Raw genomic sequence first — 14,257 nt, forward strand, 5'->3', positions numbered from 1 at the left:
CCCATTATGGCTGTGGAAAACTCTTACGGTTATCCTCTGCAAATCGGGCTAGGGAGTCCGCCATTTCTGGCGCCCTGCGACCTTGACGTAAACGTTAACAACTACACAGACAACAACGTCAGCCACGGGTGGATAAACAGGGGACAACTCTGGCTGTGGATATCCGGTACTTTCTTCCACAGGCTACCCACCAGAACTGCGCAGCTCATACGCCTCTTATCCCTCCACAAGATAACAGCGTAACTGCCTGATTTTTATCGTTTAAGTTGAGTTTTCCACGAAAAATCGCCGCAACAATAATCATCACCACAACAGAACTTCATTTAAAAACATTCTTTTTTATTTATTTAGATAAACGCTCTTGAATGCGCGCTTCAGAGATCAGTGTGGAAAACCACTGACGGTTACCCACAGGCACGTTATACTGCTCGCCCTGATCAACACCGTGCTGACGCTTCAGCACCTTCACACTATTTTTCGCCTGGCACATTGACGCTAACGGAAGCGTCCACCTGAAAGCGTGTCGGGCGTTCTGCTATCCGAGGTTGTACCGTGGATTACCCTGACCGCTTTGGCGTAATCGTCATCGGCGGTGGACACGCCGGCACTGAAGCCGCTCTCGCCGCCGCTCGCATGGGCGTTAATACCCTGTTGCTGACCCATAACGTGGAAACGTTGGGCCAGATGTCCTGCAATCCCGCCATCGGTGGGATTGGTAAAAGTCATTTGGTCAAGGAAGTGGATGCACTGGGCGGCGCCATGGCACTGGCTACCGATCGCGCTGGCATCCAGTTTCGTGTACTCAATTCACGTAAAGGGCCAGCGGTGCGCGCTACCCGTGCCCAGGCTGATCGTGCGCTATACAAGGCGGCCATTCGTGAAATGCTGGAAAACCAGCCGAACCTGGCAATCTTTCAGCAGGCGGCCAGTGATCTGATCGTGGCGGGTGATCGGGTATGCGGTGTCGAAACACAGGCCGGCATCCGTTTTCATGCTGACACCGTGGTGCTGTGTACCGGTACCTTCCTCGGAGGGGTCATCCATATCGGCCTTGAGCACCACAGCGGCGGTCGTGCAGGGGACCCGAGTGCCACTGCGCTTGCCCAACGCTTACGTGAACTGCCGTTTAATGTGGCGCGGCTCAAGACCGGCACGCCTCCTCGCATCGACGCCAAAAGTGTCGATTTCTCGCGTTTGCAGGAACAGCCTGGCGACACGCCAACACCGATCATGTCCTATCTGGGCCAGCAGGAATGGCACCCTGAGCAGGTCAACTGCTTCATCGCTCATACCAATGAGCGCACCCATGACATTATCCGGGCCAACCTTGACCGCTCGCCCATGTATTCAGGCGTTATTGATGGCGTTGGGCCGCGTTACTGCCCCTCCATCGAGGACAAGATTCACCGCTTTGCCGACAAGCACAGCCACCAGGTGTTTATCGAGCCGGAAGGACTATCAACCAACGAGCTGTACCCCAACGGTATCTCTACCTCGCTGCCCTTCGATACGCAGCTTGAGCTGGTACGTTCCATTGAGGGCTTAGAGAACGCTCACATCACTCGCCCCGGCTATGCGATCGAATACGACTTCTTCGATCCACGCGATCTCAGGCACTCTCTGGAAACCCGCTTTATCGAAAACCTGTTCTTCGCGGGTCAGATCAACGGAACGACCGGTTACGAAGAAGCCGCTGCGCAAGGCTTGTTGGCAGGCACCAACGCTGCGCTGCGCACGCTGGGACGCGATGCCTGGTATCCGCGCCGTGACGAAGCCTACATTGGCGTTATGGTGGACGATCTGATTCGTCTCGGTACCCAGGAACCCTATCGCATGTTTACTTCGCGGGCTGAATATCGGTTGCTGCTGCGTGAAGACAACGCTGATCTGCGCTTGACCGAGATTGGCCGCTCGCTGGGGCTGGTGGATGATCAGCGCTTTACTGCCTTCGAGCACAAGCGCGAAAGCATCGAACGTGAACGTCAACATTTGGCGAGCACCTGGGTGCTGCCCGACAGTGAGGAAGCCAACGCGCTGGCGCCCAGGCTGGGCACGCTGGCCCGTGAACATAACCTGCTGGATCTGTTGAAGCGCCCCGAGGCTGAATATGCCGATATCGAGACGATCAAGCGCGGCGATATGCCAAAGGTTGATGCTGCGGTTGCCGAACAGGTGCAGATTCAAACCAAGTACCAGGGCTACATTGATCGTCAGCAGGGCGAGATCGAGAAACTGAAGCGCCATGAACAGACCGCGCTGCCCGATGACCTGGACTATTCGTGCATTGCGGGGCTTTCCAGTGAGATCAAGCAGAAGCTTGAGCGCGCTCGCCCGGCGACTCTGGCAGAAGCGGCCCGTATTTCCGGCGTTACCCCTGCAGCTGTGTCGCTGCTGCTGATTCAGCTCAAAAAGCGTCAGCACATTGCACAGACTGAGGTAAACGCTGGATGAGCGGTGACAAGACACTTCAGCCCCTGCTGGAACAAGGCTTGGCTGAACTCGGTATCGCGCTTGAACCGCAGCGTATTGATCTGCTGTTGCGTTACGTAGCGCTATTGCACAAGTGGAACGGCGCTTATAACCTCACCGCCGTGCGCGATCCGCGAGACATGGTGGTACGCCACCTGCTCGATAGCCTTAGCATCCTGCCATGGGTGACAGGGCCTTCGCTGCTGGATGTAGGAGCGGGAGCGGGGTTGCCCGGTATCGTATTGGCGATTGCGCGGCCTGAACTGGCGGTAACGCTGCTCGACAGCAACGGCAAGAAAGTACGCTTTCAGCGTCAGGCGGTGCTTGAACTGGGGCTTGATAACGTTGTGCCGCTGCATCAACGTGTCGAATCTCTGGATGCAGGGGAAGGCTTTGCTCAGATCGTCAGCCGCGCCTTTGCCGCAGTCGAGCAGTTTATCGGGCTGTCGCGTTCGCTGATTGCTGCCGATGGCGAATGGTTGGCCATGGTAGGCCAGCTGAATGAAGCGCCTGCACTGCCCGCGGATGTAGCGCTGATAGAGCAGACGGCGCTGAAAGTGCCCGGTGAACGGGCGAGCCGCCATTTGTTGCGCATCGCTCCCGTCCGCTCATAGCCTTTGCCTCTGACAACGGCACACACTGGTGATAGTGCGATCACCACCGGCATCCACCGCTCACTCTTGTGATGAGTGTGGTTCAAGGCCGATTCGACATACTCGTTTGACCGAAGGAATGGATAAGTGACCCATATCATTGCGCTCACCAACCAGAAAGGCGGTGTTGGCAAGACCACCACAGCGGTGAATCTGGCCGCCGCGCTTGGCGCGCTGAAGCAACGCGTGCTCCTGGTGGATCTCGATCCGCAGGGCAACGCCACCACGGGGAGCGGCGTTGATAAACATGCGTTGGCAAGCGGCAGTGTGCTGGATGTGCTGCTGGGGGATGTTGACGTGCGTGAAGTGGTCACCAACTGTCCCGAGGCAGGCTATTTGCTGCTGCCAGGCAACTCTGACCTGACCGCCGCAGAGGTCAGCCTTTTGGATGTTGAAGATCGTGAGAAGCGGCTCTCCGATGCTCTGGCAACGATCAAGGATAACTTCGATGTTATTCTGATCGACTGTCCGCCATCACTGAACATGTTGACCGTGAATGCGCTGACCGCCGCGGATGGGGTGCTGATTCCGCTACAGTGTGAGTTTTATGCGCTGGAAGGACTATCGGCGCTGCTCGACACCATTGACCAGGTGCGCAGTAGCATCAATCCATCGCTGGCGATCTACGGCATCCTGCGTACCATGTACGATAACCGCATTAGTCTGACGCGGGATGTAAGCAAGCAGTTGCTCGACTATTTCGGCGATGATCTGCTGAAAAGCGTTATTCCGCGTAATGTCCGCGTCGCAGAAGCGCCCAGTCATGGGCTTCCGGTCACCAAGTACGCTAAATTATCGCGAGGAAGCCACGCGTATCGTGTGCTGGCCAAGGAGTTGATCAAGCGGTTGGCGCTGTGATCTTTTTCATTCGTTCACTACCTTGTATCACCAATGAGGGCCATTCGGGATGACACGCAAGCGCGCTTTGGGACGTGGACTTGACGCATTGATAGGCGCTCGCTCGCGCAGTCAGGCATTACACGAGCACGAAGAGGTGAGTGTCGACGATGCTCAGCACGACGCCCCAGCCAACGAAGCTGGTCTCTCGGCCCCTTCCAGCGAGAAGCCTTCCGCTGACCAACCAGCGTATGGCAACAACGTAGCGGGGGAGGGCGGTGCATCTTCCTCCCAGGTCAGCGTCGATCAGCTGATACGGATTCCGCTGGCAGCACTGTCGCGCGGGCAGTTTCAACCGCGCCGCGAGTTTAATCAGCAAAGTCTCGAAGAGCTGGCGGCGTCGATTCGCTCGCGTGGCGTGATGCAGCCCATTGTGGTGCGGCCCCTGGCAAGTGGCACCGGTCGCCAGCGCTATGAAATCATCGCGGGTGAGCGACGCTGGCGCGCGGCCCAGTTAGCCGATCTGGAAGTGATTCCAGCGGTAGTACGTGAGCTGAACGACGAAGCGGCGCTCGCGCTTGGCCTGATCGAAAACATTCAGCGTGAAGATCTGAATGCGGTAGAAGAAGCCTTGGCGCTCAAGCGGCTGATTGATGAATTTGAACTGACGCAGCAGCAGGTCGCAGATGCCTTGGGCAAATCGCGCGCCCAGATCGCTAACCTGCTGCGTTTACTGGCACTTGAAAGCGAAGTATTGGGGATGCTGGAGCGCCGTGAGCTTGATGTGGGGCATGCGCGTGCGCTGCTGCCATTGAAGGGAACACGTCAGCGTCACACGGCGCGTGATGTCGTCGCCAAAGGGCTGACGGTGCGGCAGACGGAAGCATGGGTGAAGCGCTTGCTCAAGCCAAAAGCCAAGGATGCTGCGCCTGGTGCTGATGTTCTTCAGCTGGAAACGCGACTGGGAGAATTACTGGGCGCAGCGGTGAAAATCGACCATGGCTCTTCAGGGAAGGGGAAGGTCGAAATCAAGTATTCCAGTCTTGATGAGCTGGACGGTATTCTTGCCCATATTCGTTGAATCAGGCTGGAAAACGGTCAGTCTTGTCGGGAGAATTTACCGGGGTTATCTGCAAGTGTGGCGGGCAAAAAAGTTAAAAAAACATTAATAAAATTCGCTAAGGTGCGACAAATTGCCGCACTCTGATCGAAGTTGTTTAATTTTTGCCCATTTGGACGGTTAATTTTCATTTTTGGTCCAATATGTCATTGATGCTCGCTAGCCAGCCCCCTATAATTCGCGTCAATTTTGAAGCTGGTAAGGCGTGCGCAGTGGAAAGGTGTATGTCTACTGATCGAGCCAAATAACTGGACCCGCCATGCGACGAGCAAGTTCCGCGGCATTTCGACAGCGTTTGCCGCAGCAGTCTCTTCCGCTCAAGGCAGTTGCTGTTCAGTCTTTATTCGGTGCGATTATCGCTGTGGCGGTGTTTTTGCTGGCGTCTCGCGGGGCGGGTGCAAGTGCCCTCAGCGGTGTACTGGTCAGCATTCTGCCAAGCTTCTATTTTGCCTGGCGCTTCATGCGTGTATACGCATCGCGTCAGGCATCAGAGTCTGTAGGCCTGATGTACAGGGCTGAGGTAGGCAAGTTCGGTTTGACAGTGGTGATGTTCATAGCAGTTTTCGTGCTGCTGCCACCGTCTCACCCAGCGTTTTTCTTTTTTGCATACATAGCGACAACACTTGTGCAATGGCTGGCCCCCTGGCTACTGCGCACGCTGTTTCGCTGCCGAATCTGAGGCAGATCAATGGCTAGCGGTTCATACATCAGTCACCACCTTCAGAACCTCGTCTTCGGACTCAGTCCCGAGCATGGCTGGTCCTTCGCTCATACCGCCGAGGAAGCTGCGGCAATGGGCTTCTGGTCAATCAACGTCGATTCGATGTTCTGGTCGATTTTGCTGGGCCTGGTGTTTTTGGTGCTGTTCCGCCGTGTGGCCAAAAAGGCCGACACCGGCGTGCCAAGCGGTATTCAGAACGTCGTTGAAATGGCCGTCGAGTTCGCCAGTGGCATAGCGCGTGACAGCTTCAATGGCAAAAATCCGCTGATTGCTCCGCTGGCGCTGACAATTTTCGTCTGGGTACTGCTGATGAACTCCATGGAGTTCCTGCCGATGGACCTGATTCCGAGCATCGCTGGCTTGCTGGGCATCGAGCACATGAAGGCTGTACCGACTTCCGACGTTAACATCACCTTCGGTCTGTCGATTTCGGTCTTCTTCCTGATCCTTTTCTATAGCCTGAAAGTGAAGGGCATCGGCGGCTTTGCCAAAGAGCTGAGTTTCCAGCCGTTCAATACACCGTTTTTGATTCCCTTCAACCTGGTGCTTGAGCTGGTCAACCTGATCGTTAAACCAGTTTCCCTCGCGCTGCGACTGTTCGGTAACATCTTTGCAGGGGACGTTATCTTCCTGCTGATCGCGATGCTGCCGTTCTGGATTCAGTGGGCGCTGGGCGTACCCTGGGCAATCTTCCACCTGCTGATTATTCCTCTGCAGGCGTTTATCTTCATGATGCTGACCATCGTCTATCTTAGTCAGGCGCACGAGCATCATTAAGAAATCTTCGACCCTGATGCTTCGGGCAATAAGGGCTTCGATGAACGTAGCGTGCGACGCTTGATAGGCTGCATGCACTTACACCCCGGAAATGACTAACTTAGCTTTATCCTTAGGAGCTTCATCATGGAAATGATCTACGTCGCCGCTTCGATCATGATTGGCCTTGGCGCGCTCGGTACCGGCATTGGTTTCGGTATCCTCGGAGGCAAGCTGCTCGAATCCAACGCTCGTCAGCCCGAGCTGAGCAACATGCTGATGTCACGTGCCTTCCTGATGGCCGGTCTGCTTGATGCTGTGCCGATGATCGGCGTTGGTATCGCTCTTTACCTGATGTTCGCTGTCGCTGGTTAATCTGCCGACGCCGGGTGTAACGCGAGCGTTGCCCGGCTCTTGCGATTCCGGTCACCACGAACAGCCAAAGGTACTTTACCGTGAACATCAACCTGACACTCATCGGACAGATAATCACCTTCGTGATTTTTGTCTGGTTCTGCATGAAGTATGTGTGGCCGCCCATTTCTGGCGCCCTTGCAGAGCGTGAGAAAAAAATCTCCGAGGGTTTGAACGCTGCTGATCGCGCCAGGGAAGAACTGGAACGTGCCAAGGCAGAGGCCGAGCAGATCCTGCGGGAGACCCGCGAAGAAGCCTCACATATTGTTGAGCAGGCGCGTTCGCGCTCCAACAAGATGGTTGAGGAAGCACGCGAAAACGCTCGGGCCGAAGGCCAGCGCATGATCGATAACGCACACTCCGAGATTGAGCAGGAGCTGCAAAGTGCCAAGGCGGCATTGCGCGCCCAGGTATCTTCTCTGGCCGTGCGTGGCGCAGAAAGGATTCTCGAGTCGTCGGTCGATGAGAAGCAGCATGCTGACCTTCTCGACAAGCTGACCGCCGAACTCTAAAGGGGAAATCCGATGGCACAATCGAGTCCCGCAACGGTCGCCAGGCCCTACGCCAAGGCTGCATTTCAGACAGCACTGGAAGAGAAGGCGCTGGATAGCTGGTCTCAAACGCTGGCATTGTTAGAAGCGCTGGTTAAAGAGCCCAAGGTGAGTGCCTACATCAATGATCCCAGGCACTCCGAAAAGCAGCTTGCAGAGAAACTCATTTCTCTGTGCGGCGGCCAGCTCGAACCCAAGGCGGTCAATTTCGTCACTCTGCTCGCAGAGCACCACCGGCTTCCAGCGCTGGACCAGATCCACGCACAGTTTGAAGCCGCTCGGGAAGCTCACGAGCGCCGCGTCGAGGTCGAAGTCGTCAGCGCGTTTGCCCTCAGCGATGAACAGCAACGCAAACTGGCTGATGCGCTGAAAAAGCGTCTCGACCGAGAAATCTCTATCACTACTTCAGTGGACGACTCGCTTATTGGCGGTGTCATCATCCGCGCAGGCGATACCGTTATCGACGGTTCGCTTCGTGGTCGATTGGCGCAGCTTGAAAGCAGTCTGAATGTCTGAGGTCAGGGGACATGGCATGCAGCAACTGAATCCTTCAGAAATCAGCGATATCATCAAGAGCCGCATCGACAACCTCGACGCCGGTCTTGAAGCCCATAACGAGGGCACTGTTGTCAGCGTAGCTGACGGCATCGTTACCGTACACGGCCTGAATGACGCCATGTACGGCGAAATGATCGAATTCCCCGATGATGTATACGGCATGGTGCTCAACCTTGAGCGCGATAGCGTAGGCATCGTGGTGCTTGGCGAATATGAATCTCTCTCCGAGGGCATGATCGCCAAGTGCACCGGCCACATCCTGGAAGTTCCGGTTGGCCCTGAACTGCTGGGTCGCGTTGTTGACGCGCTGGGCAACCCGATTGATGGCAAGGGTGAGCTGGGTACTACACTCACCGATCGCGTTGAAAAGATCGCGCCTGGCGTTATCGCACGTCAGGGCGTGGATCAGCCGGTTCAGACCGGCCTGAAATCAATCGACGCCATGGTGCCGATCGGTCGTGGTCAGCGTGAGCTGATTATCGGTGACCGTCAGATTGGTAAATCTGCCGTTGCCATCGACACCATCATCAACCAGAAAGACAGCGGCATCGTATGTATCTACGTTGCTATCGGTCAGAAGCAGTCCACTATTGCCAACGTAGTGCGCAAGCTTGAAGAGCACGGCGCGATGGATCACACCATCATCGTTAACGCCGGTGCTGCTGATCCGGCTGCCATGCAGTATCTCGCGCCTTATGCAGGCTGCACCATGGGCGAATACTTCCGTGACCGTGGTCAGGATGCACTGATCGTTTATGACGATCTGACCAAACAGGCATGGGCTTACCGTCAGATCTCCCTGCTGCTGAAACGTCCTCCGGGTCGTGAAGCTTATCCGGGTGATGTCTTCTACCTGCACTCCCGTTTGCTGGAGCGTGCTTCTCGCGTTAACGCCGAGTACGTGGAAGAGTTCACCAAGGGTGAAATCAAGGGCAAGACCGGTTCGCTGACGGCTCTTCCGATCATCGAGACCCAGGGCGGTGACGTAGGTGCATTCGTACCGACCAACGTTATCTCCATCACCGATGGTCAGATCTTCCTCGAAACCAGCCTGTTCAACTCAGGTGTTCGTCCTGCCATCAACGCAGGTCTGTCGGTTTCTCGTGTAGGTGGCTCGGCACAGACCAAGATCATCAAGAAACTGGGCGGTGGTATTCGTCTGGCACTGGCGCAGTATCGTGAGCTGGCGGCGTTCTCGCAGTTCGCTTCCGATCTCGACGATGCCACGCGCAAGCAGCTCGACCACGGTGAGCGCGTTACTGAACTGATGAAACAGAAGCAGTACTCGCCGCTTTCGGTTGCCGATATGGGTGTCACGCTGTTTACCGCTAACGAAGGCTATCTCTCTGACGTTCCCGTTGAAGATGTACTCAGCTTCGAAGACGATCTGCTTGAGTACATGCGCACCGAGCACGCTGATCTGTTGAATAAAATCAACGAGAAAGGCGGCTACGACGACGCGATCCAGAAGGGCCTCAAGGAAGCTGTAGAGAGCTTCAAAGCGACCCGTAACTAATGCAAGTTTGCCCGGGCCTTGTGGCTCGGGTAATTAGCGTTCGTGACGCGGCGTGGTAGCAACATCCTGGCGTAAGTCCAACAGGGCAGTCGTGGTGTAGTGAAATGTGTGTCACGGTTCCGGGTTGGTAGAGGAGATCGGTATGGCATCCGGAAAAGAGATCAAGCAACAGATCGGCAGCATCAAGAATACGCAGAAGATCACCAATGCGATGCAGATGGTCGCTGCTTCCAAGATGCGCCGAGCTCAGGATCGCATGGCGGCCAGCCAGCCCTATGCGAAAAAGATTCGCGAGGTGTGCTATCACACCGCCGAAGGTCAGGTGGATTCAACGCATCCTTATCTGGCCAAACGCGACCTTAAACGTGTCGGTATCATCGTGGTGAGCACTGACCGCGGTCTTTGCGGTGGCCTCAATGTCAACGTATTCAAGGCCGCTCTGGGCGAAATCAAAGGCTACCGCGACCAGGGTGTCGATGTAGCCTATTGTGGTATCGGCAAAAAGTCAGTCAGCTTCTTCCGTCGTCACGGTGGCGAAGTGCTGGCGACTGCATCGGATTTGGGCGATGCGCCTGAACTCAATGATTTGCTGGGCGGCGTGCGCGTTATGCTCGATGCCTATGACGAAGGCAAGCTCGATCGCATCGTCATTATCAGCAACGAGTTCGTGAATACCATGACCCAGAAACCCGTGGTGCGCCAGCTGGTACCGCTCGAACCGCGCAGCGGCGAAGAGCAGGCTGGCAAGATGCCATGGACGTATGAATATGAACCTGACGATCCAACCATGATCCTCAACGAACTGTTGACTCGTTATGTTGAATCCCAGGTTTATCAGGCGGTGGTTGAAAACATTGCCTGTGAACAGTCAGCTCGAATGCTGGCGATGAAAAATGCTACTGACAACGCCGGTCAAATCATCGACGACCTGCAAATGGTCTACAACAAGGCACGTCAGGCGGCGATCACCCAGGAAATCTCCGAAATTGTCGGTGGTGCCGCGGCGGTGTAATGCCGTGGGTGATGTGAATTTACATGCCTGGCGGCATGACAGGATCGCAGGTTTAGAGGACACCAGATGAGCGGACATATCGTACAAATCATCGGCGCCGTTATTGACGTGGAGTTTTCCACGGGTGACGTGCCAAAGGTCTATGACGCCCTCAACGTTGAAGGCATCGAGACCGTACTCGAAGTACAGCAGCAGCTCGGCGATAACGTCGTGCGTGCCATTGCCATGGGCTCTACTGAAGGGCTGAAGCGTGGTCTGGCAGTTGTTAATACAGGCAACCCCATCCAGGTACCGGTCGGCGAAAAAACGCTGGGTCGTATCATGGACGTGCTGGGTCGCCCGATTGACGAGCAGGGCCCGATCGGTGAAGAAGAGCGCATGTCGATTCACCGTAAGGCACCTAGCTACGCGGAGCAGGCTACTTCCAACGATCTGCTGGAAACCGGCATCAAGGTTATCGACCTGATCTGCCCGTTTGCCAAAGGCGGTAAAGTGGGGCTGTTCGGTGGTGCCGGTGTGGGCAAGACCGTCAACATGATGGAGCTGATCCACAACATCGCGAGTGAGCACTCCGGTTACTCCGTATTCACCGGTGTTGGCGAACGTACTCGTGAAGGTAACGACTTCTACTATGAAATGAAGGAGTCGAACGTTCTCGATAAGGTATCGCTGGTTTACGGTCAGATGAACGAGCCGCCCGGCAACCGCCTGCGCGTGGCACTGACCGGTCTTACCGTTGCGGAGAAATTCCGTGATGAAGGCCGTGACGTACTGCTGTTCATTGATAACATTTACCGTTTCACCCTGGCAGGGACCGAAGTGTCCGCACTGTTGGGTCGTATGCCTTCTGCGGTGGGCTACCAGCCGACGCTGGCAGAAGAGATGGGTATGCTTCAGGAACGTATCACTTCGACCAAAACCGGCTCCATTACGTCGGTACAGGCCGTTTATGTTCCCGCGGATGACCTGACTGACCCTTCTCCGGCCACCACCTTCGCGCACCTTGATGCGACCGTGGTTCTGGCGCGTTCCATCGCCGAACTGGGTATTTACCCGGCGATCGACCCGCTCGACTCCACTTCGCGTCAGCTTGATCCGCTGGTTGTAGGTGAAGAGCATTATGGTGTTGCGCGTCGCGTACAGGGTGTTCTGCAGCGCTACAAGGAACTGAAAGACATCATCGCGATTCTGGGTATGGACGAACTGTCCGACGAAGATAAAGCGATTGTGGCGCGTGCGCGTAAAATTCAGCGCTTCCTGTCGCAGCCGTTCCACGTGGCCGAAGTATTCACCGGTGCCCCGGGCCGTTATGTCTCTCTGAAAGAGACCATCGCTGGCTTCACTGGCATCCTTAACGGTGATTACGACGACATGCCGGAACAGGCGTTCTACATGGTCGGCGGCATCGAAGAAGCAGTCGAGAAAGCGAAAGGCATGCGCTAAGGAGAAGCGAGTGGCCGCTGATAGCTTCACGCTGGCAGCGGCTACTGGCTCTCCAGGCAAGGTGCCACCTCTGGTGGTGCATCCAGGAGACGAAGAATGGCTAAAAGCTTTCAGTGCGATATCGTCAGCGTTGAAGCATCGTTGTTTTCCGGCAAGGTGTCGCAGGTCATGGCCACCGGCGCGGAAGGCGAGATCGGTATTCTCGCAGGCCATGAGCCGCTGCTGACGCGCGTAGCGTCTGGCCCGGTTGAGGTAACGCTTGAAGACGGCAAGAAGGAAACCTTCTTCGCGTCCGGCGGTATCCTTGAGGTTCAGCCGGATTCTGTGTCGATTCTGGCCGATACTGCAGAACGCGGTGGCGATCTGGATGAAGCAGCTGCGCAGCGCGCGCTTGAACAGGCGCGTAGTGCGATGGCAGACAAGCAGTCCGAGCTGGATTATTCTACGGCGCTCGGTGGAATTGCAGAAGCGACAGCGCGTCTGCGTGCGCTACAGCGGGTACGTAATAACCGCTGATTCGCCACGCACTCTGCTGTTTCGATGTGGCTGCCATATCGTGCAAATGCCTCGACTTCGGTCGGGGCATTTGTGTATCTGGTGCTGCGGATTCCGGGCCAAAGAGACACGGTAATGGCGAGCATCTTCTCGGGCGACTAATCGTCTCTGGTTCTGGTTTGGTGAAATCGTGACGAATGTGCGACTCTTTTCGGATTCGCTGTGTGGCATCAACGCTCGCGCTACATTCAGTCAACGCAAGAATTGAACAATCATTGGAGTTGTCATGTCGCTTGACGTGGTTATTCTCGCTGCCGGTCAAGGCAGCCGCATGCGGTCCCATTTACCCAAGGTGCTACATACGCTGGCGGGCCGCTCAATGCTTCAACGCATTATCGACAGTGCCAGACAGCTAAGTGATGTAACGATTCATGTAGTGGTGGGCCATGGGGCCGATCAGATTGAAGCGGCGCTGGCGGGCCAGCCAGATATTCATTTCGTTTATCAGCACCAGCAGCTGGGCACCGGACACGCGGTAGCTCAAGTGCTGCCCGCCCTTGGTGATGGGCCAGTGCTTATTCTGACCGGTGATACACCGCTGCTGACTGCTGCGACGCTGGAACAGCTAAGCACAGGGCTTGCGCAGGATCAGCTAACGCTGCTGAGCGTTGTTCATGAAGATCCGAGCGGTTACGGGCGTATCGTGCGCGATGATAGCGGCCAGGTTACGGCGATTGTGGAGCAGAAGGATGCCTCCGAGCAGCAGCGCCGCATTCGTGAATGTAATACCGGATTGATGGGCACCACGGGCAAATTGCTGAAACGCTGGCTGCCGGCCCTCTCGGCAAACAATGCGCAGGGCGAATATTATCTCACCGATATTGTGGGTATGGCATATGCGGAAGGTGTGCCGCTTGATGCCGTGCAGGCCAGTTGTGTCGAGGAAGTCTCTGGCGTCAACGATCGGCACCAGCTTGCCGCGCTTGAACGCTGGTTGCAGCATCAGCAGGCTGAACAAGCGATGGCACAGGGCGCTTCTCTCGCGGACCCGGCGCGTTTTGATCAACGCGGCACGTTAACGCTCGGGCGTGATGTCTCTATTGATGTTGGCTGTATCTTCGAAGGCGACGTTACCCTTGAAGATGGCGTCATCATTGGCCCTTATTGTGTGATTCGTAACGCCCATATTGGCGCGGGTACTCATATAGAGGCTTATAGCCATATTGAGGAGGCCAGCGCTGCGGGTAACAACCAAATCGGACCTTATGCGCGGCTGCGGCCTGGCAGCAAGCTTGCGACTGAGGTCAGGGTAGGCAACTTCGTTGAGATCAAGAAAGCGACCCTTGATTACGGCACCAAGGTGAATCACCTCAGCTATATAGGTGATGCTCACATTGGACAGCATACCAATGTAGGCGCAGGCACCATCACCTGTAACTATGATGGCGTTAACAAGCACCATACCGAGATTGGCAGCCACGTTTTTGTTGGCTCCAATACAGCACTGGTTGCGCCCATTACCATTGGTGATCATGTGACCATTGCGGCTGGCTCTACCCTGACTGAATCTGTTGAACGCGGCCTTGTATTTGGCCGTGCCCGCCAGGTGGTGAAGGAGGAGTGGCAGCGCTCCGAGAGAGCCGGCGAGGATTAGCTCGCATCCAGCTAGCTGGAATGTTTCAAAACAAAACCATTGAACGGCGTTTTCGAAA

14 protein-coding genes are annotated in these 14,257 nt (G+C 55.8%); all 14 read left to right on the forward strand.

Translation table 11 applies throughout. The annotated features are described in order from the left end of the window. The first annotated feature begins 552 nt into the window (after window positions 1-552). The 14 genes from mnmG to glmU all read left to right on the forward strand — a co-directional run bounded on the left by mnmG (window position 553) and on the right by glmU (window position 14,199). Complete coding sequence (mnmG, locus tag L881_RS0108365) at window positions 553-2,451, forward strand: tRNA uridine-5-carboxymethylaminomethyl(34) synthesis enzyme MnmG (protein ID WP_025733249.1); 1,899 nt, start codon at window positions 553-555, stop codon at window positions 2,449-2,451. Then, window positions 2,448-3,083, forward strand: a complete 636-nt coding sequence (gene rsmG / locus L881_RS0108370) for a 16S rRNA (guanine(527)-N(7))-methyltransferase RsmG (protein ID WP_025733250.1) — start codon at window positions 2,448-2,450, stop codon at window positions 3,081-3,083. The genes mnmG and rsmG overlap by 4 nt, the downstream gene beginning before the upstream one ends. A gap of 126 nt (window positions 3,084-3,209) precedes the next feature. After that, window positions 3,210-3,980: a ParA family protein gene (locus tag L881_RS0108375; RefSeq protein ID WP_025733252.1), complete on the forward strand. Its 771-nt coding sequence runs from the start codon at window positions 3,210-3,212 to the stop codon at window positions 3,978-3,980. 49 nt (window positions 3,981-4,029) lie between these two features. Further along, window positions 4,030-5,040 carry a ParB/RepB/Spo0J family partition protein gene (locus L881_RS0108380; protein WP_025733253.1) on the forward strand — a complete coding sequence of 337 codons (1,011 nt, stop codon included), beginning with the start codon at window positions 4,030-4,032 and terminating at the stop codon, window positions 5,038-5,040. A 298-nt stretch (window positions 5,041-5,338) separates the two neighbouring features. Beyond that, entirely contained in the window at window positions 5,339-5,758 is a 420-nt protein-coding gene (locus L881_RS0108385; protein ID WP_025733254.1) for an ATP synthase subunit I, read from the forward strand. A gap of 9 nt (window positions 5,759-5,767) precedes the next feature. Then, complete coding sequence (atpB, locus tag L881_RS0108390; protein ID WP_025733255.1) at window positions 5,768-6,577, forward strand: F0F1 ATP synthase subunit A; 810 nt, start codon at window positions 5,768-5,770, stop codon at window positions 6,575-6,577. Between the two features lie 126 nt (window positions 6,578-6,703). Beyond that, on the forward strand, window positions 6,704-6,931 hold the full coding sequence (gene atpE, locus L881_RS0108395) for a F0F1 ATP synthase subunit C (RefSeq protein WP_025733256.1): 228 nt from the start codon (window positions 6,704-6,706) through the stop codon (window positions 6,929-6,931). Window positions 6,932-7,011: 80 nt separating this feature from the next. Then, complete coding sequence (locus tag L881_RS0108400; protein ID WP_025733257.1) at window positions 7,012-7,482, forward strand: F0F1 ATP synthase subunit B; 471 nt, start codon at window positions 7,012-7,014, stop codon at window positions 7,480-7,482. A gap of 12 nt (window positions 7,483-7,494) precedes the next feature. Continuing rightward, complete coding sequence (locus L881_RS0108405) at window positions 7,495-8,037, forward strand: F0F1 ATP synthase subunit delta (RefSeq protein ID WP_025733259.1); 543 nt, start codon at window positions 7,495-7,497, stop codon at window positions 8,035-8,037. 16 nt (window positions 8,038-8,053) lie between these two features. Then, on the forward strand, window positions 8,054-9,595 hold the full coding sequence (atpA, locus tag L881_RS0108410; RefSeq protein ID WP_025733260.1) for a F0F1 ATP synthase subunit alpha: 1,542 nt from the start codon (window positions 8,054-8,056) through the stop codon (window positions 9,593-9,595). Window positions 9,596-9,737: 142 nt separating this feature from the next. Further along, complete coding sequence (gene atpG / locus L881_RS0108415; protein WP_025733261.1) at window positions 9,738-10,607, forward strand: F0F1 ATP synthase subunit gamma; 870 nt, start codon at window positions 9,738-9,740, stop codon at window positions 10,605-10,607. Between the two features lie 66 nt (window positions 10,608-10,673). Then, window positions 10,674-12,050 carry a F0F1 ATP synthase subunit beta gene (gene atpD / locus L881_RS0108420; RefSeq protein WP_025733262.1) on the forward strand — a complete coding sequence of 459 codons (1,377 nt, stop codon included), beginning with the start codon at window positions 10,674-10,676 and terminating at the stop codon, window positions 12,048-12,050. A 96-nt stretch (window positions 12,051-12,146) separates the two neighbouring features. Then, window positions 12,147-12,566: a F0F1 ATP synthase subunit epsilon gene (locus tag L881_RS0108425; protein ID WP_025733263.1), complete on the forward strand. Its 420-nt coding sequence runs from the start codon at window positions 12,147-12,149 to the stop codon at window positions 12,564-12,566. Between the two features lie 265 nt (window positions 12,567-12,831). Then, window positions 12,832-14,199: a bifunctional UDP-N-acetylglucosamine diphosphorylase/glucosamine-1-phosphate N-acetyltransferase GlmU gene (gene glmU, locus L881_RS0108430; protein WP_025733264.1), complete on the forward strand. Its 1,368-nt coding sequence runs from the start codon at window positions 12,832-12,834 to the stop codon at window positions 14,197-14,199. Window positions 14,200-14,257: the final 58 nt, after the last annotated feature.

This window comes from Carnimonas nigrificans ATCC BAA-78 (assembly GCF_000526695.1).
Lineage (GTDB): Bacteria > Pseudomonadota > Gammaproteobacteria > Pseudomonadales > Halomonadaceae > Carnimonas > Carnimonas nigrificans.